The sequence below is a fragment of the Streptomyces sp. NBC_01803 genome (assembly GCF_035917415.1).
Taxonomy (GTDB): Bacteria; Actinomycetota; Actinomycetes; order Streptomycetales; family Streptomycetaceae; genus Streptomyces.
The window spans coordinates 632,045-653,232 of record NZ_CP109073.1; the positions used below are offsets into that span (position 1 = coordinate 632,045).

The window sequence follows — 21,188 nt, forward strand, 5'->3', positions numbered from 1 at the left end:
CGAGCTCCCACTCCCCCGGCACTCCCGCCACCTCCCGCCACCTCCCGACATCCCCCGACATCCCCCGACCTCCCCGACATCTCCCGACCGAAGAGGCCCGCCGATGAGCCCGTCCGCACCCGCCCGTGGGTCGCGTTCCCGCGCCGCCCCGCCCGCCTTCCCGTTCGACGACCACGACCTCGGCCGCTTCCGCGAGGTCCAGCGGCTCGCCTACCACTGCGCGGAGGAGGTCGCCGCCTGGCTCGCGCCCGGCGTCACCGAACGCGAGGCCGCGGCCCGGCTGCGCCGCGCGCTGACCTCGGCCGGGGTCAGGGACTTCTTCCACGTGCCGTTCGCGTGGTTCGGCGACCGCACGGCCTTCCGGCACTTCAGGACCCCGCTCCAGTTCTTCCCCGGCGGGCGGCGGCTGGCCGAGGGCGAGCCGTTCGTGCTGGACTGCGCGCCCGTCGTGGACGGCTACACCGCCGACATCGGCTACGGCGGCACGCTCGGCGACAACCCGGTGTGGAACGCCCTCGACCGCGACCTGGGCGCCTACCGGGAGCTGATCCTGCGCGAGGTCCGGCGGCGCAGGCCGCTGGCCGAGGTGTACGGCGCGGTGGACGCGCTCATCGCCCGGCACGGCTACGACAACCGGCACCGCGTCTATCCCGGGCGGGTCATCGGCCACCAGGTCACCCGTCTCACGGCCCGCGGACCGGCCGGGGTCACGATGTTCGGGTTCGGCGTGCGGACCCTCCAGACGCTGGGCCGCGAGCTGATCGGCGAGCGGTTGCGGGGCCGTTCCCCGCTGTGGGCCGACGGCCGCGCCTCGCGCCACGCGCCCACGCCCGGACTGTGGGCCGTGGAGCCGCACATCGGGTTCCGGGACGTGGGGCTGAAGTTCGAGGAGCTGCTGGTGGTCACCGAGGACGACGCCCACTGGCTGGACGACGATCTGCCGCACGTCCGCCGCTGGCGGGACCGCGCGGCGGCCCAGGACGACACCGTGGGAAGGGCTGACCGATGAACACCACCGAGGCGCCGCGCCGCCGCACGGTCACGTCCGGCGACGTCTCGCTCGCCGTTTACGAACAGGGCGAGCCCGAGCACCCCACCGTGCTCCTCGTGCACGGCTATCCCGACAACCATCAGGTCTGGGACGACGTGGCGGCCGACCTCGCCGCCGACCACCACGTGGTCCGTTACGACGTGCGCGGCGCGGGCGGCTCCGACCATCCCGCCCACCGCGACGACTACGCCCTGGAGGCGCTGGCCCGCGACCTGTTCGCGGTGGCCGAGGCCACCAGCCCCGGCCGCCCGGTGCACGTCGTCGCCCACGACTGGGGCTCGATCCAGTCCTGGGAGGCGGTCACCGACCGCGCCGCGCCCGGCCGCATCGCGTCGTACACCTCACTGTCCGGCCCGTGCCTGGACCACGTCGCCCACTGGACGCGCCACCGCTACCGGCACCCCACCCCCCGCCACCTCGTCCAGCTCCTCAACCAGGCGGCGCACTCCTGGTACATCGCCGCCTTCCACGTGCCCGCGCTCGCCCCCGCGGTGTGGCGGTACGGCCTGGCCGCGCGCTGGGGCACGGTACTGCGGACGCTGGAGGGCGTCCGGCCGCGCCCCGGGCACCCGCGGCCGGACCTGGCCGGCGACGCGGTGCGCGGCATCGAGCTCTACCGCGCCAACATGCTGCCGCGCCTGCGCAATCCGCGCCGGCGCCCGACGCTGCTGCCGGTGCAGCTCATCACCCTGACCAAGGACCACTACGTGAGCCCCGCGCTGGCCGAGGGCGCCGCGCCCTGGGTGCCGAACCTGTGGCGGCGCTCCATCCCCGCCACCCACTGGTCCGCGCTGCTGGGCAAGGGCACGACCGTGGCCCGGATGGTCCGCGAGTTCGTCGGGCACCACGAGGGCACGCCCGCCGCGCCGCAGCTCGACCGCGCGCGCCGCAGGCGGGAGGCGGACGCCGAGCGGCCGTTCACCGGGCAGCTCGCCGTCGTCACCGGCGCGGGCAGCGGCATCGGGCGGGCCACCGCGCTGGCCTTCGCCGAGCAGGGCGCGGATGTGGTGGTCTGCGACATCGACGCGGAGGCCGCCGAGCGCACGGCCGCGCTGGCCCGGCTGCTGGGTGCCGAGGCGAGCGCGTACCGCGTGGACGTCTCCGACGGCGCCGCGGTGGACGCCTTCGCCGCCGAGGTGGCGGCCGGACACGGCGTCCCGGACATCGTGGTCAACAACGCGGGCGTCGGCCACGCCGGTTCGTTCCTGGAGACGACCGAGAAGGAATGGCGGCGCGTCCTCGACGTCAACCTCTGGGGGGTCATCCACGGCTGCCGCGCCTTCGGCGCCCTGCTGACCGAACGGAACGAGGGCGGGCACATCGTCAACGTCGCCTCGGCCGCCGCCTATCTGCCGTCCCGGGCGCTGGCCGCGTACGCCACCAGCAAGGCCGCCGTCGTGATGCTCTCCGACTGCCTGCGGGCCGAGGTGGCCGGCGCGGGCATCGGCGTGAGCGCGATCTGCCCCGGCGTGATCAAGACCGACATCACGCGGACCACCACGTTCTCCGGGCTGGGCGCCGAGGAGCAGGACGAGCGGCGCCGGCGGGCCACCGACGCCTACTCCCGGCGGAACTACCCGCCGGAGAAGGTCGCCGCCCAGATCCTGCGCGCCGTGCGGAGCAACCGGGCGGTCGTCCCGGTCACGCCGGAGGCCAGGGTCGGGCGCCTGGTCAGCCGCGTCTCCCCCGGCCTGCTGCGCAAGGCGGCCCGCTTCCCGCGCTGACCCTCGTGCCCCGCTCCTTCTCCCGACCGGGCCAGGACCCGACCGCGACCCGACCGCGACCCGACCGCGACCACCGACTCGCCGCTGGAGCCCTCGATGCTGAGCACGACGCGGGACGTACCGCTGACCATCACCAGAATCCCGCAGCACGGCGGAACCGCGCACGCCCGCGCCCAGGTCATCGCCTGGACCGCGAGCGGGCCGCGGCACCGCGACGTCGGTGCAGTGGGCGGCCGGGCGGCCCCCGCGGCCTGAAGGGGCCCCGGGGCGTCAGGTGACGCCGTCGAGGCCGCGCGGAGTGTGTCCCGCGCGGTCGGACACGGGCCACACGTAGGGCAGATCGTCCGGCACACCGGGGAAACGCTCGGTGTAGAAGGCCGGGTCCTTGCGCACCAGCGCCGACTGGTGGCCGCGGTGGAACGCCTCGTCGCCCAGCCAGGGCGGCACGTCCCCGCCGGCCGCCAGCCGCTCCTGGCGGCGGATCCGGCGCCGGGCGCCGAGGGCCGCGAAGTCGGCGGCCAGCGACACCGCGCAGGTGTCCCGCCGCCCGCCGACCACCCACACGCGGCACATCTCCAGGCCGTACCGGACCAGCGCCTCCTCGTACCCCGCCCACATCCGGACGGCCGGATGGTGCCGCCACCCGTATCCCGGCACGGTGAGCCCGCGCAGCACCTGCAACGCCTCGACCCGCTGCTTGCCCAGCCGCCGCACATCCAGCACCCCGGCGGACCGGGCGAAGTCGGGATAGGGGAGAAACGTCTGCACAGCCCTCTGTCTACCGCCGATCCACCCCCCGCGCCGCCGGAGGGCGGGCGGGGCGGTCAGATCTCCTTCTCCTCCGCCGGGAGGCGGGCCTCCACCCGGCCGTCCGTCACCCGGCACTCGAACGCGGGCTGCGGCGCGGTGGCCGGGCCGTGGACGTTCCAGCCGTCGGTCAGACGGAAGGCGCTGCCGTGCCAGGGGCACCGTACGCAGCCGTCCTCGATCGTGCCCTCGGACAGCGGGCCGCCCATGTGGGCGCACCGGTCGGCGAGCACCCGCGGCGTCTCCCCCGGTTCCCGGTACACCAGGACCGGGATGTCGCGCAGCAGGTGCCGGACGGGGACCCCGACGGGGAACTCGTCGAGCCCGCCCAGCGGATGCCAGCCCGGCTCCATGGCGGCGGCCACCGAGTCGCCGTGGTTGGCGCCCGCGGCCTGCCGGTAGGCGAGGTGGCCGCCGAGCGCGCCGCCAACGCTCACGGTGGCGAGGCCGGCGAAGCCCAGGCCGCGACCTGCCAGCCGCCGACCCCGCAGCCGGGCGGACAGCGACGCGGCGTAGAGGGCGACGGCGGCGGTGTTGGTCGCGGCGTGCAGCAGCCCGACCCGCATCTGCGGCTTGCGCAGCTCGGCCCAGTCGGCCAGGCCCGCCAGCGCGGCCGGGAGCGCGGCGGCCAGCCCGACGGCCACCAGGACGCCCGCGCCGCCGCGGTGCCCGGGCAGCAGGTCCAGGATGGCGGCGGACATCCACGTCCCGATCGGCACCTGGACCATCAGCGGGTGCACGGGGTGCCCGAGCCAGGTGCCGTGCAGGACGTCCCGGGCGCCCTCGGGCAGGGTGGTGCGGACCGCGCCGCGCAGCGGGCCCAGCAGGGAGTCGGCCCACCGCGTCCCCTCCAGCCGGTCCATGGCGGCCAGCACCCGTCCGGGGCGGCCGGGTTCGGGCAGCAGCCCGTGGAGTCTGTCGAAGAAGGTCATGCCGTCCAGTCCAGTGCCCCACCGGCACCCGCGCAAGCGCGAAGCCCCCCGACGGCCGATGGGCCGTCGGGGGGCGGAGGTCGGGGTGGACCGGTCGCGGATCAGACCTCGCCGCGCCAGGCACCGGTGGCGGCGCCCCGGGACTCGATGTAGCTCTTGAAGTTGTTCAGGTCGCTCTTGGCCCGCCGGCGCACGAGGCCGAGCTTGTCGCCGACGGCCTCGGTGAAGAGCTCGGGCGCGTACTCCAGTTGGAGCATGATCTTGGTGTGCTTCTCGTCCAGGCGGTGGAACGTGACCACCCCCGCCTGCTTGGGGCCGTTCCTGCTGACCCACGCGATCCGCTCGTCGGGGATCTGCTCCGAGATGTCCGCGTCGAACTCCCGCTCGGCGCCGGCGATGCTGGTCACCCAGTGCGTGCGCGTGTCGCCGATCTGGTCGACGCGCTCGACGCCTCCCATGAACGCGGGAAAGGACTCGAACTGCGTCCACTGGTTGTAGGCGGTGGTCACCGGGACCGCGACTTCGATGGACTCCTCGATGTGCGACATGGTGTGCCTTCCGCTCCTTCCTGCCTCTTGTCTGAGGGGACGCCGCCGCGAAGTACCCCTGCCGCCGGAGCGGAAACCCGGCCGGGGTCGCGGGATCGGCGCGCGCCGCGTTCACACTTTGCGTTTGAAGACCCAGACGGACAGCGGCGCGAAGACGGCGGCGATGGCGGCGGCCCAGGCCAGGGACGTGGCGGCGGGGGTGGCGACCTCGCCGCCCAGCATCAGGCCCCGGCACGCCTCGGCGAGGACGCTCACCGGGTTGACGTCCACGAACGCCTGGAGCCAGCCCGGCATGGTGTCGGCGGGCACGAACACGTTGCTGACGAAGGTGAGCGGGAAGAGCGACGTGAAGCCGAAGATCTGCACCCGTTCGGCGTCCTTGGCCAGCAGGCCGACCAGCACGGCGACCCAGGAGAAGGCGAGCGCGAAGACCAGCAGCAGCAGGACGGCGCCGAGCAGCCCGGGGAGACCGGGGTCGCCGAGCCGGAAGCCGAGGATGACGCCGACCGCCAGCACCAGGACGATCGACCACGCCTGTTTCACCTGGTCGGCGGCGATCCGGCCGGCCAGCGGCGCCCAGCGGGCGATCGGCAGCGACCGGAGCCGGTCGAACACGCCCTTGTTGACGTCGGTGTTGAGGCCCTGGCCGACGTAGAGGGTGACGAACAGCATGTTCATCACGATCATGCCGGGCAGCATGAACGTCAGGTACTCCTTGACCGAGCCCGCGATCGCGCCGCCGAACACGTAGGTGAAGAGCAGCACGAACATGATCGGCTGGATGCTGAAGTCCGTCAGCTCCGCCGGATTGTGCCGGACCTGGACGACGGTCCGCCAGGCCAGGGTCAGGGTCTGACGGATTCCCTGGAGCGGGGTGACCCGGGGGGCGAGCTCCCGGTCGGCCGACGCGGGCGCCACCGAGGAGGAGCCGGCGTCGCTGATGCCGCTCATCCCGTGCCCGCCTCCCCGTTTCCCACCGGGCGGCCGGTCAGGGTCAGGAAGACCTCGTTGAGGCTGGAGCCGCGCAGCGACAGCTCGGTGACCAGCACGCCCGCGTCGTCCAGCCGCCGCACGACGGCGGGCAGCACGGCCGGGTCCACCACCCGCGCGGTCACCAGCCCGCCCTTGACGCCGGGCTCCGCGCCGGTCAGCTCCGCCACGGCGGCCCGGACCTCGGGCAGCCGCCCGGCGTCCATGGGGCGAACGGCCAGCGTCCGCGCGCCCATCCGGGCCTTGAGGTCCTCTGGGGTGCCGGTGGCGATCACCTCGCCGTGGTCGATGACGACGATCTGGTCCGCGAGTTCGTCCGCCTCGTCCAGGTACTGGGTGGTCAGCAGCACCGTCGCGCCGTCCGCGACCAGCCGCCGGATGAGCTCCCACAGCTCGGAGCGGGCCCGGGGGTCCAGGCCGGTGGTCGGCTCGTCCAGGAAGAGCACCGGCGGCCTGCCCACCAGGCTGGCCGCGAGGTCGAGACGGCGGCGCATGCCGCCGGAGAACGTGCCGACCGCCCGGCCGCCCGCGTCGGCCAGACCGAACCGCTCCAGCAGCTCCCGGGCCCGCCGCCGCGCGTCGCCGCGGCTCATGCCGAGCAGGCGGCCGATGAGCAGCAGGTTCTCGATGCCGGTGAGCTGCTCGTCCACGGAGGCGTACTGCCCGGTCAGACCGATGAGCTGGCGCACCCGGTGGGCGTCGCGCCGCACGTCGTGGCCGCCGACGGTGGCGTGTCCGGCGTCCGGCCGCAGCAGGGTGGCCAGCACCCGCACCACGGTGGTCTTGCCGGCGCCGTTCGGGCCCAGCAGGCCGAGCACCGTGCCGGCCGGGACGCTGAGGTCCACCCCGGCGAGCGCGGTGGTGGGGCCGAACCGCTTGAGCAGCCCCTCGGCCCGGATCGCATGGCTCATGGACACGCTTCCCTTCCGGCCTTCCGGTCAGCTCCCACTATGCGGGCGGCCCCTCGGGCCCGCGACCCGGGCCGAAGTGCCGCGGCCGGCCTGGCAGTGCGGGCACCAGGTGGTGGAGCGGCCGGCGATCCGGTCCTTGCTGAGCGGGCCGCCGCAGCGCGGGCAGACCGGGTCGGGCCCCTCGCGGTGACCGGTGAGCCACGACGGGCGGGCGGGCACGCATCCGGCGCGGACCGCGTCGCGCAGCACGCCGCGCAGCGCGTCGGCGAGCCGGCCGCGCTCGCCGGCGTCCAGGTCGCGGGCCGGGCGCGCCGGGTCGACGCGGGCCCGCCAGAGGATCTCGTCGCCGAGCAGGTTGCCGAGCCCGGCCAGCACCGACTGGTCGATGAGCACCGCCTTGACGCGGGCGCGGCGTCCGTCGAGGAGCCGGTCGAGCAGGGGCCGGTCGACAGTCAGCGCGTCGGGGCCCTGGCCGCCGAGCACCTCGTCGAGGTCCGCGTCGGTGGCGGCCAGCCGCAGGCCCTGGAGCTTGCGCTGGTCGCGGTAGCGGAGCTGGCGTTCGCCCGCCAGGGTGAACGTGACCCGGTCGTGGGGATGCGGGGGGTCGGCGGGCGCGGCCGGGAGGAGCCGCCCGGTCATGCCGAAGTGCAGCAGGAGCGAGGGTCCGTCGGTGCGGGCGAGGAGCCACTTGCCGTGGCGCTCCGGCTCGGCGAGGCGGCGGCCGGTGAGGGCGCGGCGCAGCCGGGGAGCGGTCACCCCGCGCAGGACCCCGGGGTCGGCCACCTCGACGCGCTCGACGCGGCGGCCTCGGCCGTGGTCGGCCAGGACGCGGCGGAACCCCTCGACATCCGGCAGTTCGGGCATGCCCTCACGGTACGGCGGCGTCGCCCTCCCGGCGCGCGAGGACCGTGGCGATGTAGTCCTCGGCGGCGGCCTCCATGCCGATGTCGCGCCGGGCGCGCTCCGAGAGGTACCAGCGGTGTTCCAGCAGCTCGTGGTAGACCTGCGCGGTGTCCAGGCCCTCCCGCAGCCCCCGGGGGATGGTCCGGACGGTGGGGCGGAAGACGTCGCGGACCCAGCGGTGGGCGAGCACCTCGGGGCGGGCGCCCCCGAGTCCCCCCTCCGCGGGAGAGTCGCCGGGCGCGTAGTCCTCGTAGTCCTCCTGGCCGGCCATCCACGTCTCCAGGTCGTTGAGCAGGCTGCGCGCCTGGTTCTCCTCGGCGTCCAGTCCGGTCAGCCGCAGGAGCTGCCGCTGGTGGTGCCCGGCGTCGACGACCTTCGGCAGGAAGGTGACGGCGTCGCCGTCCGGGGAGCGCTGGATCTGCATCTCCGCGACGTCGAAGCCGAGGTCGTTCAGGCGGCGGATGCGGCGGTCGATGTAGTGGCGCTTGTCGCGCGGGTAGACCGAGGTGCGGGTCAGCTCGTGCCACAGCTCGCCGTACCGGTCGATCAGGTCCCGCCCGAAGGGGACCGGGTCGACGGAGGGGTGCAGGGAGCCGCCGGCCTCCAGGTCCATCAGCTCGCCGACGATGTTGACCTGGGCGACGTCGAGGTCGTAGCCGCGCTGGCCGTCGGTGAGCCGTGGCTGGATCTGCCCGGTCTCCGCGTCCACGAGGTACGCGGCGTAGGCGCCGGCGTCGCGGCGGAAGAGGGTGTTGGACAGCGAGCAGTCGCCCCAGGCGAAGCCGCTGAGGTGGAGGCGGACGAGGAGCACGGCGAGCGCGTCGAGCAGCCGCTTGATGGTGCCGGGCCGCATCGTCGTCTCGAACATCGACCGGTAGGGCAGGGAGCCCTTCAACTGCCGGGTGATGAGGACGGGTTCGAGCGGCTGGCCGTGGGCGTCGGTCCGTCGGGTGACGACGGCCACCGGGTCCACGGCGGGGACGGCGAGCCGGTCGAGGTCGCGCAGCAGGGCGTATTCGCGGACGGCCGCCCACTCCCCGACCTCCTTGACCGCGAAGACCTCGTGGCCGGCCCGGGCGAACCGGACGACGTGGCGCGAGATCCCGCGCGGCAGCGCGACGAGGTGCTTCTCCGGCCACTCCGACAGCGGGACGTCCCAGGGGAGGTCGAGCAGGGTGGTCACGTGCTCGGGGTCGGTCGCGGTGATCTGGAGCTCCATGGGACCAGTCTGCGCGAGGTCTCCACGAGATGTCTCCAACAGGTTTTCGATACGCCGGTTCCGGTCACTCGGTACGACGCTCCACCGGTGCCCAACCGGTAACGAAAGGAGGCCGACGATGGCCGTAGTGCTTCTGGTCCTGCTGCTCGCCCTGGTGCTGTTCGGCGCGGGTTTCGCCCTGGACGTGCTGTGGTGGCTGGCGGTCGCCGTGCTGATCGTCTGGCTGCTCGGCTTCGTGATGCGCGGTACGACCTCACACGGGACGCGGTCCCGCTGGTATCGCTGGTAGAGGCCGCGAGGACCCGGGCCCGGCGTGGCGGCATGCCGCCACGCCGGGCCCGGGTCGTCGCGCGTGCTCAGAGCTTGCGGGTGTCGCGCGGCTCGGCGTAGGGCTCCTCCTCGGGAGGATGCCCGCTGTCGATGGCGCGGCGCCGTTCCAACTCGGCGTCGAACTCCAGGCCCAGCAGGATGGCCGTGTTGGAGAGCCACAGCCAGACCAGGAAGACGATCACGGCGGCGAGACTGCCGTAGGTCTTGTTGTAGCTGCCGAAGTTCGCCACGTAGAACGTGAACGCGGCCGAGGCCACGATCCAGATCCCGACGGCGAGGAAGCTGCCGGGCGTGACCCAGCGGAAGCCCCGCTTGACGTTGGGCGCGGCCCAGTACAGCAGCGCGATGACGAGTCCGACCAGCAGCACCAGGACGGGCCACTTGGCGATGTCCCAGACCGTGACGGCCGTCTCGCCCAGGCCGAGGACATCCCCGGCCTTCTCGGCCAGACCGCCGGTGAAGACCACCGCGACCGCGATCGCGGCCAGCAGCACCACGACGGCCAGCGTGATGGCGAACCGGGTGGGCAGGGTCTTCCAGGCCGGGCGTCCCTCGCCGATGTCGTAGACCACGTTGCCCGCCCGCATGAAGGCCGCGATGTATCCGGACGCGGACCACAGGGCGAGCGAGAGGCCCACGACGAACGAGATCCCGGCCCCGCCCGCGCCGCCCTTGAGATGTTCCAGGGCGTCGGTGAGCACGTCGCGCACCGAACCGGGGGCCAGGTCCGCGACGTTGTCGATCAGCGGGTCGATGGCCGAGCTACCGATCAGGCCCAGCACGGAGACGAGGGCCAGCAGGGCCGGGAAGATCGCCAGCACCCCGTAGTACGTCAGGGCCGCGGCCCAGTCGGTGAGGTTGTCGGCCCTGAACTCCCGGGCGGTGCCCTTGAGCACCGCCCACCACGAGCGCTTGGGCAGGTCACCCGGCGTTTCCGCCGGTGCCTGCCCGTGGTGCGCGGCGCTCATCGCTGCCCGTCGTTCCGCCGTGCCTCGGCGGACATGTCGCGAGCCGAGTTCCTGGCCTGTCCGGCCACGTCGTCGGCCCGTTCGCGGGCCTGCTGCCCGGTGTCGCGGGCGGCCTGGGCGGAGTGGTCCTTGATGTCACTGGCCGCCTGCCGGGCGTGCTCGGTGGCGTCGTCCTTCAGGTGCTGGGCGGACTCCATGGCGGCACTCTTCACGGGGCCGGCCATCCGGCCCGCCCGGTCGGAGACCTGGCCGGCGGCCCGCTGCTCGCTGTCCGAGGTGGGCGCGAGCGAGGCGGCGACGAGTCCGGCGCCGAACGCGACCGCGCCGGCCGCGAGCGGGTTGCCCTGGGTCTGCCGCATCGCCTGTCCGGGCGCCTGGCCCGCCGCCTCGCGGGCGTGCCGGGCGCTCTCACGGGTGGACTCGGCGGCCCGCCCGCTCTGGTCGCCGGCCTGTCCCCGGGCGCCCCTGGCCTGGTCCTTCGCCCGGCCCACGCGGTCGGAGGCGCCGCCCATGACGCGCTCCTTGAGCTGGGCGAGACCGCCGCGCATGTGCTCACCCCGGCGGTGGGCCATGCGACGCGGGCTGGCACGTTCCGCCAGCCGATCCAGGTCGGTGGTCAGCTTGGCCCGGGTAGCCTCGATATCGGCCCTTATGTGGTCGGGTGACGTGCCCATCGCGCGTCCTCCTTCAGGGTTTCCATGGTCTGTCGGGGTTGGGGGGACACGCTCCGCATGCGGGAGCGGCCCAGGACGAACAGCACGGCGCCGAGGGCCGCCCAGACGCCGGCGACGATGAGCGCGGCCCAGCCGCCGTCCATGACGTTGGCCAGTCCGAACACCGCGGCGAGGGAGAGGAAGAAGGCCACCATGTATCCGGCGAAGCCGGCGCCGCCGTACATCCCGGCGGCCTTACCCGCCGTGGCGACCTCCTCGCGGATCTCGGCCTTGGCCAGCTCCACCTCCTGCCGGAACAGGAGCTGGGTGTCCGCGGTGACCTCGGTCAGCATCTGGCCGATCGAGCCGTCGTCCTCCCGCGTACGGGTACCGGCCGTGGGATCGGCGCGGCGCGATGTCAGCGCCATGTCACACCTCCCGCGGCTCGGTGCCGGTGCCGGCCGAGGGGTCCTGGCCCGTGGAGTCGGCGCGGCCGATCTTGACGAGCCGGCCGATGGCGAATCCCGCGAGCGCGGCTCCGCCCAGGAACGCGGCGGGACGCTGCCGGGCGAATCCCTGCACGTCCTCGATCAGGCCGTCGATGCCGCGCTCGTCGAGGTAGTCGGCGGCGCGGTGGCCCCGGTCGGCGGCCTGCGCCACCATGCCCCGGGCCGGCGAGTCGGCCGGGGCGTTGTCGGCGAGCCCGGCGAGGTCGTCGGCCCACTGGCGGACGGCGCCGACCGTGCGCCGCGCCTGGCTGCCGGCCTCGTCGGCCACCCGGCCCCTGAGGTCGTGGGCGGTGGTGCGCGCGTGGTCCCTGGCCTGGCCCGTGACGGATCTGGCCTGTTCCCTGGCGTCGCCGGCGAGCCCGCGGGCGGCCTGCCCGGCCTGCCCGGCCGTGGCCGACATCTCCTGCTGAGCACGCTGCGTGCTCTGGCTCATGGGTCTCTCCTTACCTCTGAGACGCCCTGCTCGGCCTCGGGTAACCGGCCCCTCCGGCATGAAACCCCGCATTCCTCGCATAACGCCGCTTGCGCCGCCCGGCACGGGGTAGGCGAGGGGAATGTCGGACGTCGTACTGGCCGGGATGTGGGGACTGGTGGCGGGGTCCGCGCTGCTGTTGGGCGCGGTCGTCGGGTACCGGGTGCGGGTGCCGCAGTGGCTCGTGGCCTCCGTGATGGCGTTCGGCGCCGGGGTGCTGATCTCCGCGGTGTCGTTCGAGCTGGTGGGTGAGGCGTACGAACAGGCCGGGCTGGGCCCGACGGTGGTCGGCACGGTCGGCGGCGCCGTCGCGTTCACGGCGGGCAACGCGTGGCTGGCGTACCGCGGCGCGCGGAACCGCAAACGCTCCGGCCGGGTGCGCTCCCAGCCGTCCGAGTCCCAGCGGGAGGGCTCGGGCCTGGCACTGGCGCTGGGCGCGCTGCTGGACGGCGTGCCCGAGTCGGCCGTGATCGGCGTCAGCCTGCTCGACGGGGGCGCGGTCAGCGTGGTGACGGTGGCCGCGGTCTTCATCAGCAACGTGCCCGAGGGGCTGTCCAGTTCGGCGGGCATGCGGGCGGCCGGGCGCCGCGAGGGGTACGTGTTCGGGGTCTGGGGCGCGATCGCCGCCGCGAGCACCGTCGCGGCGGTCCTGGGCTACGCGGTGGTCGGTGGCTTCCCCGAGGCCGTGATCGCCGGGGTCACGGCGGTCGCCGCGGGGGCGATCCTGGCGATGATCGCCGACACGATGATTCCGGAGGCTTTCGAGGAGGCGCATCTGGCCAGCGGGTTGGTCCTGGTCTGCGGTTTCCTCGTCTCGTTCGCCCTCTCCCACGCCTGAGTTCACGGCGCTCGCACATGCGCCGCCGAGGGGGCGACCGCAGAATAGGTGAATGCTCGTAGAGCAGAAAACGGGCGATTCCCCCGCGGCGGCGGACCGCGCCACCATCGGGGTGGTCCGCACGACCGTCCCGGCCCGCCTCGACCGGCCGCCGCGGTCCGGCTGGCACTGGCGGATCGTCATCGGCCCGGGCACGGTGTGGATCCTCGACGGGTTCGACGTCACCCTGGTCGGCACCATGGCGGAGCGGCTCGCGGAGCCGGACAGCGGCCTGAGCGTCACGTCCACCCGGATCTCGGGCCTGGCCGCCGCGCTCGGTGTGACGGGCGCCCGCGTCGGCGTCCTCCTCCTCGGCCGGCTGAACCGACGGATTCGGGCTCTTCGCGTCGGCCGGGGCCGGTTCCGCCTCTCTCACGGTGAGCGAGATCTTCCCCATGGAGACGCGCGCGAGGGCCATCGCCTTCCGCTCCGCGGTCGGCACGGCGGCGGGCGGGATCAGCCCTTCGCCGCTCTTCGCCTCGCTGACCGGGAGCGGCGTCCCCCGCGACACCGCGCTCGCGTTCTGTCCCGGCGCCTCCCTGATGGTCGCGGTCGGGCTCGTCGAGCTGTTCCTCGCGGTGAAGACCGGGCGCCGGGGGCTGGAGAGCATCGCCCACCCCGCTGTCGGCCGAGCCGGAGGGGGCGGCGGCGGAGCCGGCCGCCGCCCGGCAGCCGCCGATACGCTGACCGGAACGATCAAGGAGAAGCAGTGGCCGCACCCCCCATCCACACCCTCAACGACACCCACGCCCTGCCCGCCACCGGCTTCGGCACCTACCCGATGGACGACGCCGAGGCCGAGCGGGCGGTCGCCGGGGCGCTCGACCTCGGCTACCGGCTGATCGACACCGCCGTGAACTACCGCAACGAGAGCGGCGTCGGCCGGGGCATCGCCGCGTCCGGGGTGCCGCGCGAGGACATCGTCGTCACCACCAAGCTGCCGGGCCGTCACCACGGCCACGACGAGGCGCTGGCGTCGTTCGAGCAGTCGCGGGCCCGCCTCGGGCTCGACCGCGTCGACCTCTATCTCATCCACTGGCCCAACCCCCGGGTCGACAAGTACATCGACTCGTGGCGGGCGATGATCAAGCTCCGGGACGACGGCCTGGTGCGGTCCATCGGTGTCTCCAACTTCACCCCCGGGCACATCCGGCGGCTGGCGGAGGAGACCGGCGTGCTACCGGCCGTCAACCAGATCGAGTTGCACCCGCTGCTCCCCCAGGAGGAAGCCCGCGCCTTCCACGCCGGGCACGGCATCGTGACCGAGAGCTGGAGCCCGCTCGGCCGGGGCAGCGCCCTGCTGCACGACGAGAGGATCGCGCGGATCGCGGCGGCCCACGGCGTCAGCAGCGCCCAGGTGATCCTGCGCTGGCACGTCCAGCTCGGCGCCGTGCCCCTCCCCAAGTCCGGCGATCCGGCGCGCCGGCGCGCGAACTTCGACGTGTTCGGATTCGCCCTGAACGCCGCCGAGATGGCCGCCGTCGCCGACCGGCCGCACCGCCGGCTGGGCGGAGACCCGCGGGCCCACGAGGAGTTCTGACCGGGCGGAGCGCGCGCGGGGACGTCGGATACGCTCGCGCGACGGAACGCCGACCACCCGGGCCGACGTGCGAAAACGGCAGCTCAACGGCTCAACAGCTCAACGGCGCAACGGCGCAACGGCGCAAGGCTCAACAGTGATGACGGGAGATGATGGCATGGCGCGGCAGGCGCAGATCGGTGTCACCGGGCTGGCGGTGATGGGCCGCAACCTGGCCCGCAACTTCGCCCGGCACGGGCACACCGTGGCCCTCCACAACCGGACCGCCGCCAGGACACGGCAGTTGGTCGAGGAGTTCGGCCACGAGGGCGAGTTCCTGCCGGCCGAGACGGCGGAGGAGTTCGTCGCCTCGCTGGAGCGCCCGCGCCGGCTCGTGATCATGGTCAAGGCGGGGGCCCCCACGGACGCCGTGATCGAGGAGTTCGCCGGGCTGCTGGAGCCCGGCGACATGATCGTCGACGGCGGCAACGCGCACTTCGAGGACACCCGCCGCCGCGAGGCCGCGCTGCGCGAGCGCGGACTGCACTTCGTGGGCTGCGGCATCTCCGGCGGGGAGGAGGGCGCGCTGAACGGCCCGAGCATCATGCCCGGTGGCTCGCCCGAGTCGTACGAGGCGCTCGGCCCGCTGCTGGAGAGCGTCGCGGCCAAGGTCGACGGCGAGCCGTGCTGCACGCACATCGGCCCGGACGGCGCCGGTCACTTCGTGAAGATGGTGCACAACGGCATCGAGTACGCCGACATGCAGCTCATCGCCGAGGCGTACGACCTGCTGCGCAACGTCGCCGGGTACGATCCCGGGCGGATCGCCGACGTTTTCCGCAAGTGGAACACCGGGCGGCTCGACTCGTACCTGATCGAGATCACCGCCGAGGTGCTGTCGCACACCGACGCCGCCACCGGCGGCCCGTTCGTCGACATCGTCGCCGACCAGGCCGAGCAGAAGGGCACCGGCCGCTGGACGGTGCAGACCGCGCTCGACCTCGGCGTGCCGGTCTCCGGGATCGCCGAGGCCGTCTTCGCCCGCTCGCTGTCCGGCCACGTCGAGCTGCGCGCCGCCACCCGTGACCTGCCGGGCCCGGTCCGGCCACGCCTGCACCCGGACGACGCGGCCCGTTTCACCGAGAACGTCGAACAGGCGCTGTACGCCTCCAAGATCGTGGCCTACGCCCAGGGCTGGCACCTGATCCAGACGGGCAGCCAGCAGTACGGCTGGGACATCGACCGCGGCGCGGTCGCCGCGATCTGGCGTGGCGGCTGCATCATCCGGGCCCGGTTCCTCGACCAGATCCGCGCCGCCTACCGGGGCGGCGAGGCCGGGGTGACGCTGCTGACCGACCCGACGTTCGGCGACGCCCTGCGCGACGCGCAGAACGCCTGGCGCCACGTGGTGGCCACCGCCACCGAACTGGGTGTGCCCGCGCCCGGGTTCTCCGCCGCGCTGGCCTACTACGACGCGCTGCGGGCCGGCCGGCTGCCGGCCTCGCTCGTGCAGGGCCTGCGGGACTACTTCGGCGCGCACACCTACCTGCGCACCGACCGGGAGGGATCGTTCCACACGCTGTGGGGCGGCGACCGCTCCGAAGTCGCGGGCTGAGCGCCGGTCTTCCCCGGCCCGGCCGGGCCGTCGCCACGGCGGCGCCCCGGCCGGGCCCACCCATGTCCCGCCTCGCCCGTCTCGCCCGCCTCGCCCGTCTCTCAAGTGGCAGCCCCTCCGGCGCCGGAGGAACATAGTGCGCAAACACGGGAAAAGAGGCACACATGCGCATGGGATACAAGCTGGCCGCCGAGGCGTTCGGGCCCAAGGAGCTCATCCGCCAGGCACAGCTCGCCGAGCGGGCCGGATTCGACTTCGTGGAGATCAGCGACCACTTCCACCCCTGGCTGGACAACCAGGGCCATTCGCCGTTCGCCTGGACCGTGCTGGGCTCGATCGCGGCGAAGACCGAACGGATCGGCCTGGCGACCGGCGTCACCTGCCCCACCGTCCGCTACCACCCGGCGATCATCGCGCAGGCCGCCGCGACCCTCTCGCTGGTCTCGGACGGCCGCTTCACGCTCGGCATCGGCTCGGGCGAGCGGCTGAACGAGCACGTCGTGGGGATCGGCTTCCCCGACTCCGTCCACGTCCGGCACGAGCGGCTGTGCGACGCGCTGCACATCATCCGCCTGCTGTGGCAGGGCGGTTACCGCTCGTACGAGGGCAAGCACCTGCGGATCGAGGACGCCCGGATCTTCGACCTGCCCGCCGAGCCGCCCGTGATCGCGGTCGCCGCCGGCGGCGCGGAGGCGGCGCACATCGCCGCGGACCTCGGGGACGGGCTCTTCGCGACGGAACCCAAGGGGGACATCGTCGCCACTTACCACAAGGCCGGCGGCACCGGGCCGCGCTACGCCGAGATGCCGATGGCCTGGGCACCCGACGAACACACCGCGGCCCAGGCCGTGCTGGAGACGAGTCGGTGGTCGATGCTGGGCTGGAAGGTCATGAGCGAGCTGCCCAACCCGGTCAACTTCGAGGCGGCCTCGGCCACCGTCCGGGAGTCCGACGTGCTGGAGCAGTTCGCCTGCGGATCCGATCCGGAGCGGTTCGTCGAGGTCGCGCAGCAATTCGTCGACGCGGGCTTCGACCACCTGGTGACACAGAACGCCGGACCGGATCCGGACGGCTTCATCGACTTCTACGAGCGCGAGCTCGACCAGCGGCTGCGCGCCCTGAAGCCCCGGGACTGAACCGCGCGCGGGGACCGGCCGCCCGGTCCCCGCCCGCGCGCCTCAGTGCGCGGTGTCGGTGTGCCAGAGGACGCTGCCGTCGGCGGCGCGGATCACCACGTCGCCGTCGGTCTGGACCACGAGCACGGCCCCCGGGTGGGAGCCGAGCCGCTCGTTCTCGGGCGGCCACAGGACGTCGCCCTCGGTGTTGGGCAGCAGCAGCTCCCCGTCACTGGTGAACTCGGCGCGGACCGCCTTCAGTTCGATCTCCGGGTCAAGTCCCGTGCTCCAGATCTCCACCTCGTTCTCGTCGTGCACCACCAGGTTGCCGGTCAGGTCGTTGAAGCGCAGACGAGCCTTGAACGAGCTGATCACATCCCCGCGTTGGATCAGATCGGGAGCGGTGATCACCTGTTCCTTGGCCGGCCCCCCGCCCGGCGGAATGGTGCCGTCGGCGAGTTGCTTGAGCGCCGAGAGGGACGGCGTGAAGGCGTAGACGCATCCCTCGGTACGGACGAACTGCCGCAGGCTCAACTCCACGCTCGCCGTGGGCGTCTGGGTTCCGCCGGCGGGGAAGGCGACCTTGCCGCCCCGGCCGAGCACCGCGTCCTTGCCCACCTGGGGGGAACGCTCCGGGAAGTTGGATCCCTCGATCCACGTCCGCTGAACGAACTCGAACTGCTGGACGAGATCGGCCTGGTAGGTGACGAAGACGAGACCCCTCGGCGCGTCCGGCCCGTTCGCCTCCCCGCCGGCCGGGTCGAACGGCATACCGTAAGGGATCCCCCGGCGCATGAGGCGCCTGCCGTCCAGCGCGCCCTTCTGGGCCAGCGGCTCCGGATCCGTCGTCCGGACCTTGAGGCCGTCGCGCGGATTGACCTTCCGGGCATGGGCGAAGAGCGGCGTGACGCGGCCGTCCGTGTCGTCCCGGTAGCTGATGTCGTTGTCCGTCTCCGCTCCGGGGCGCGCGGGCACGTCCGCGTCCGGGCTCTTGGCGACGGGCGTGCCGGACCGCCATCGGCCGAACAGCCGGGCGGCCAGCCACTCGGTGGTCGCGGTGTCCGGCACGGCCTTGGCGTCCTTGAGGACCTTGAGCTGGTCGGCGACCTGCGCCCACCAGCCCGGCACGTCCTGGGCCAGCCGGCGCACCACGTGGAAGGAGCCGTTCCGCATCCAGTCCGGCAGCGAGGCCGGCCTGCGGTGATCGGCCGGGTACTCCACGACGAACTCGCCGGGCGGGATGAGCCGGGTCCCGGGCTTGTCCTTCTGGTACTCGGGGTTGTCGGGGTCGGGCTCGTCGAAGTCCGCCACGCCGGGCTGGCTGACGGAGTCCTTGAAGCCGAAGTGCTCCTTGCCCCGCCGGTTGCCCTCCAGGGTCGCGCCCGACTGCTCGAAGGCGACCGCCAGCCGGTGGGCGGCGATCTCCTCCCGCTCCCTGGCCAGGGCCGCGCCCAGATCCGCGGCGCGGTCGGCCGCGACCGTGAGGATCACATGCACCGGCTCGCTGTGCTGGGCGCCGAAGAGCCAGTGCGCCGGGTCGTTGGCCTCGGTGTCGCCGAGCACCTCCTTGCGGGCGGCGGCGCCCTGCGCGAGGGCCTGCTGGGTGGTGCCGTTCGGCACGTCAGCGATGGGCGAGCCGCCCACGAGCTGTTCCAGCCCGGGGTAGGTGAAGCTGACCGAGCGCCACACGGCCCGCAGGCTCGCCGGGTCCGTGCCCGCCGCGTTGCGGCGCGCGGCGCTGAAGGTGGCGTTGAACGCGGCCACCTCCCGCGTGGTGGCGATCCGGTGGCGCAGCTTGGCCAGCCAGCGCCGGGCCTGCGTCGGATCCCCGATGGTGAGGAAGAGCAGCTGAACGTGATCCTTCCTGAAGCCCGCGAGGACGTCGCCCTGGATCTCGGCGCTCTCCCGGAGCGGTAACGAAGCCGCGGCGGCCGTGCTCTGCCCCGGAATGACGGAGCGCACGGCGGCAGAACCTGCGGCGGTTTGGGTCATGGATTCTCCGAATTCGATGCGATCGGGAACGCGCCGGCGCGGATGTGCCCGGACGCGCACGGAACCTATCGGCCCGCTGGCACGGCCGGGCCGTCTCCTTCGCCAAACCACCCAACAGAGGGCAGTTTGTGGCATCGACCCTACCGATGTTTCCGTTTCCGCCGCACTGGTTACCCGGGGCGCGGGCCGGAGATGGTCACGCCGCACGCACAAGGAACGGTGAGAATATGCGGATCGCATTTGTGATGGCACACGAAGGCGTCGAGCAAATCGAACTGACGTCGCCCTGGCAGGCGCTCGTGGAGACCGGGGAGACGCCGCAGCTCATCTCCACCAGGCCCGGCAGCGTCCAGGCGTTCCATCATCTGGACAAGGCGGACACCTTCCCGGTGGACGACACCGTGGAGGGCGCGTCCCCGGAGGACTTCGACGCCCTGGTCCTGCCCGGCGGCGTCGCCAACCCGGACGCCCTGCGGATGGACCGGCGGGCGGTCGCGTTCGTCAAGGCGTTCTTCGACGCCCGCAAGCCCGTGGCGGCGATCTGCCACGCGCCGTGGAGCCTCATCGAGGCCGGCGTGGTGCGCGGCCGGACCATGACGTCCTGGCCGAGCCTGCGCACGGACCTGCGCAACGCGGGCGCCACCTGGGTGGACGAGCGGGTGGTGGTCTGCCACGAGGGCCCCAGCGCACTCGTCACCAGCCGCAAGCCGGACGACCTGGAATTCTTCAACGACGCGATGCTGCGGGAGTTCGGGAAGGTCGCCGTGTGACGGCCGCCGCCCGCGATCCCCAGACGTACCGGACGCACCGGAGGAAGCCATGAACCTAGCGTTCCTCGACCCGCTGCTGCACAAGCCGGGGCCCTGGGCCTCGGTGTACTTCGACACCTCCGACGCGACCGAGGACGCCGCCGCGGTCCGGGAGTTGCAGGCGCGCGGCGCCCGCGACCGGCTGGCCGACCTGGGGGCGGACGAGGCGACGTGCCGCGCGGTGTACGACACGCTCGGCGGGCTGGCCCCGGACGACGCGGGCCGGGCGGTCTTCGCGACCGACGGCGAGACCGTGCTCGACGTGCCGCTCGCCGCGCCGCCCCCCTCCCCGCCGCTGACCAGCTGGGCCGTGCTGCCGCGCCTGGGACCGCTGCTCGACTACGGCGAGCGGGATCCGACCTGCCTGGTCGCGTTCGTCGACCGCAGGGGCGCCGATCTGCAGCTGCGCGGCACCCACGGCCGACCGCGCCCGGCCGACGAGGTGCGCGGCCGGCAGTGGCCGATGCACCGCACCGGGCGGGCCGACTGGTCCGAGCGGCACTTCCAGCTCGCCGTCCAGAACACCTGGGACGAGAACGCGGCCCGGATCGCCGAGCGACTGGCCGCCGACGCCGAGCGGGCGCACGCCGAGATGCTGGTGCTCGCGGGCGACAGGCGGGAACGGCGCGCGGTGCGCGAGCGGCTGCCCGAGTCGCTGCGCGAGGTGACCGTGGAATCCGACCACGGCGGCCGGGCCGCCGGATCCTCCCCCAGGCTGCTGGACGCGGACATCGCCCAGGCGCGCGAGGACCTGGCGCGGGAGCACACCACCGAGGCGCTGGAGCGGTTCGAGGCCGGCCGGATGCCGGCGCACGGCCGCGTCGACGCCGCCGAGGGCGTGCCCGCGCTGGTCGACGCCGCGCGCGAGCACCGCATCGACACACTGCTGGTGCGCCTGGACGGCCCCGACCTGCACCAGGACGTGTGGGTGGGCCACGAGCCGGACCAGCTGGCGGTGCGCCGCACCGACTCGCGCTACCTCGGCGAGCCGGCACCGGCCGCGGCGCGCGCCGACGACGCGCTGCTGCGCTCCGCGGCGGCGACCGGCGCGGACGTGGTGGCCCTGCGCGGGGCGGGCGCGGGCACCGGGGCGATGCCGGTCGGCGGCCTCGGCGCGCTCCTGCGCTGGCCCTACACGGACGGCGTGCCCGGCGGGGGCCACCGCGCGACGGCCTGACCATCCCGGGTCCGGCCCGCCCCGGCGTCGTTAGGCGCCGGGGCGCCTGGGTACCCGCACGCGCACG

Annotated in this window: 22 protein-coding genes and 1 pseudogene; 11 read left to right on the forward strand and 12 right to left on the reverse strand. The window is 73.8% G+C overall.

Translation table 11 applies throughout. From position 1 onward, the window contains the following. Positions 1-103: 103 nt before the first annotated feature. The 3 genes from OIE51_RS02570 to OIE51_RS02580 all read left to right on the forward strand — a co-directional run bounded on the left by OIE51_RS02570 (position 104) and on the right by OIE51_RS02580 (position 3,030). Positions 104-1,009: a M24 family metallopeptidase gene (locus OIE51_RS02570; protein WP_326595185.1), complete on the forward strand. Its 906-nt coding sequence runs from the start codon at positions 104-106 to the stop codon at positions 1,007-1,009. Continuing rightward, complete coding sequence (locus OIE51_RS02575; protein ID WP_326595186.1) at positions 1,006-2,775, forward strand: SDR family oxidoreductase; 1,770 nt, start codon at positions 1,006-1,008, stop codon at positions 2,773-2,775. Before OIE51_RS02570 ends, OIE51_RS02575 begins: the two co-directional genes overlap by 4 nt. A 96-nt stretch (positions 2,776-2,871) precedes the next feature. Further along, on the forward strand, positions 2,872-3,030 hold the full coding sequence (locus OIE51_RS02580; protein WP_326595187.1) for a hypothetical protein: 159 nt from the start codon (positions 2,872-2,874) through the stop codon (positions 3,028-3,030). A 15-nt stretch (positions 3,031-3,045) separates the two neighbouring features. Here OIE51_RS02580 and OIE51_RS02585 read toward each other — a convergent pair whose 3' ends face one another. The 7 genes from OIE51_RS02585 to OIE51_RS02615 form a co-directional block, all read right to left on the reverse strand. Then, complete coding sequence (locus OIE51_RS02585) at positions 3,046-3,543, reverse strand: MSMEG_6728 family protein (RefSeq protein WP_326595189.1); 498 nt, start codon at positions 3,541-3,543, stop codon at positions 3,046-3,048. Between the two features lie 56 nt (positions 3,544-3,599). Then, entirely contained in the window at positions 3,600-4,514 is a 915-nt protein-coding gene (locus OIE51_RS02590) for a Rieske (2Fe-2S) protein (protein ID WP_326595190.1), read from the reverse strand. Between the two features lie 101 nt (positions 4,515-4,615). After that, positions 4,616-5,062: an SRPBCC family protein gene (locus tag OIE51_RS02595; protein WP_326595192.1), complete on the reverse strand. Its 447-nt coding sequence runs from the start codon at positions 5,060-5,062 to the stop codon at positions 4,616-4,618. A 111-nt stretch (positions 5,063-5,173) separates the two neighbouring features. Then, on the reverse strand, positions 5,174-6,013 hold the full coding sequence (locus OIE51_RS02600; RefSeq protein WP_326595194.1) for an ABC transporter permease: 840 nt from the start codon (positions 6,011-6,013) through the stop codon (positions 5,174-5,176). Continuing rightward, positions 6,010-6,963, reverse strand: a complete 954-nt coding sequence (locus OIE51_RS02605; protein ID WP_326595196.1) for an ATP-binding cassette domain-containing protein — start codon at positions 6,961-6,963, stop codon at positions 6,010-6,012. Before OIE51_RS02605 ends, OIE51_RS02600 begins: the two co-directional genes overlap by 4 nt. 27 nt (positions 6,964-6,990) lie before the next feature. Further along, entirely contained in the window at positions 6,991-7,827 is an 837-nt protein-coding gene (locus OIE51_RS02610; protein ID WP_326595197.1) for an Fpg/Nei family DNA glycosylase, read from the reverse strand. A 4-nt stretch (positions 7,828-7,831) separates the two neighbouring features. Next, positions 7,832-9,085: a DUF4032 domain-containing protein gene (locus tag OIE51_RS02615; protein ID WP_326595198.1), complete on the reverse strand. Its 1,254-nt coding sequence runs from the start codon at positions 9,083-9,085 to the stop codon at positions 7,832-7,834. A gap of 118 nt (positions 9,086-9,203) precedes the next feature. Here OIE51_RS02615 and OIE51_RS02620 point away from each other — a divergent pair, with 118 nt between their 5' ends. Continuing rightward, positions 9,204-9,374, forward strand: coding sequence for a hydrophobic protein (locus OIE51_RS02620; protein WP_326595199.1), 171 nt, complete (start codon positions 9,204-9,206; stop codon positions 9,372-9,374). 67 nt (positions 9,375-9,441) lie between these two features. Here the strand turns inward: OIE51_RS02620 and OIE51_RS02625 are convergent, their stop codons facing one another. The 4 genes from OIE51_RS02625 to OIE51_RS02640 are packed head-to-tail and all read right to left on the reverse strand — an operon-like array spanning position 9,442 to position 11,978. Then, positions 9,442-10,383, reverse strand: coding sequence for a YihY/virulence factor BrkB family protein (locus tag OIE51_RS02625; protein WP_326595201.1), 942 nt, complete (start codon positions 10,381-10,383; stop codon positions 9,442-9,444). Beyond that, positions 10,380-11,057: a DUF3618 domain-containing protein gene (locus OIE51_RS02630; RefSeq protein ID WP_326595202.1), complete on the reverse strand. Its 678-nt coding sequence runs from the start codon at positions 11,055-11,057 to the stop codon at positions 10,380-10,382. The genes OIE51_RS02625 and OIE51_RS02630 overlap by 4 nt, the downstream gene beginning before the upstream one ends. Next, entirely contained in the window at positions 11,033-11,464 is a 432-nt protein-coding gene (locus OIE51_RS02635; RefSeq protein WP_326595203.1) for a phage holin family protein, read from the reverse strand. Before OIE51_RS02635 ends, OIE51_RS02630 begins: the two co-directional genes overlap by 25 nt. 1 nt (position 11,465) lies before the next feature. After that, a complete protein-coding gene (locus OIE51_RS02640) occupies positions 11,466-11,978 on the reverse strand; it encodes a hypothetical protein (RefSeq protein ID WP_326595205.1) in 513 nt (170 codons plus the stop codon). 121 nt (positions 11,979-12,099) lie between these two features. Here OIE51_RS02640 and OIE51_RS02645 point away from each other — a divergent pair, with 121 nt between their 5' ends. From OIE51_RS02645 to OIE51_RS02660, 5 genes and pseudogenes are all read left to right on the forward strand, one after another. Continuing rightward, complete coding sequence (locus OIE51_RS02645) at positions 12,100-12,855, forward strand: ZIP family metal transporter (RefSeq protein WP_326595206.1); 756 nt, start codon at positions 12,100-12,102, stop codon at positions 12,853-12,855. 380 nt (positions 12,856-13,235) lie between these two features. Further along, positions 13,236-13,514: pseudogene (locus OIE51_RS26825) on the forward strand (MFS transporter); the annotation flags it as partial. Positions 13,515-13,603: 89 nt separating this feature from the next. Further along, complete coding sequence (locus OIE51_RS02650) at positions 13,604-14,434, forward strand: aldo/keto reductase (protein WP_326595208.1); 831 nt, start codon at positions 13,604-13,606, stop codon at positions 14,432-14,434. A 157-nt stretch (positions 14,435-14,591) separates the two neighbouring features. Continuing rightward, a complete protein-coding gene (gndA, locus tag OIE51_RS02655) occupies positions 14,592-16,028 on the forward strand; it encodes an NADP-dependent phosphogluconate dehydrogenase (RefSeq protein ID WP_326600466.1) in 1,437 nt (478 codons plus the stop codon). Between the two features lie 164 nt (positions 16,029-16,192). Continuing rightward, a complete protein-coding gene (locus OIE51_RS02660; RefSeq protein WP_326595209.1) occupies positions 16,193-17,164 on the forward strand; it encodes a TIGR03557 family F420-dependent LLM class oxidoreductase in 972 nt (323 codons plus the stop codon). 42 nt (positions 17,165-17,206) lie between these two features. Here OIE51_RS02660 and OIE51_RS02665 read toward each other — a convergent pair whose 3' ends face one another. Beyond that, the gene (locus OIE51_RS02665) at positions 17,207-19,135 is read right to left on the reverse strand and encodes a Dyp-type peroxidase (protein WP_326595211.1); all 1,929 of its coding nucleotides are present in this window, start codon (positions 19,133-19,135) and stop codon (positions 17,207-17,209) included. A gap of 227 nt (positions 19,136-19,362) precedes the next feature. On the opposite strand from OIE51_RS02665, the gene OIE51_RS02670 reads away from it, so the two are divergent. After that, a complete protein-coding gene (locus OIE51_RS02670; RefSeq protein ID WP_326595213.1) occupies positions 19,363-19,905 on the forward strand; it encodes a type 1 glutamine amidotransferase domain-containing protein in 543 nt (180 codons plus the stop codon). A gap of 49 nt (positions 19,906-19,954) precedes the next feature. Further along, complete coding sequence (locus OIE51_RS02675) at positions 19,955-21,121, forward strand: baeRF2 domain-containing protein (RefSeq protein ID WP_326595215.1); 1,167 nt, start codon at positions 19,955-19,957, stop codon at positions 21,119-21,121. The last annotated feature ends 67 nt before the right edge of the window (positions 21,122-21,188 follow it).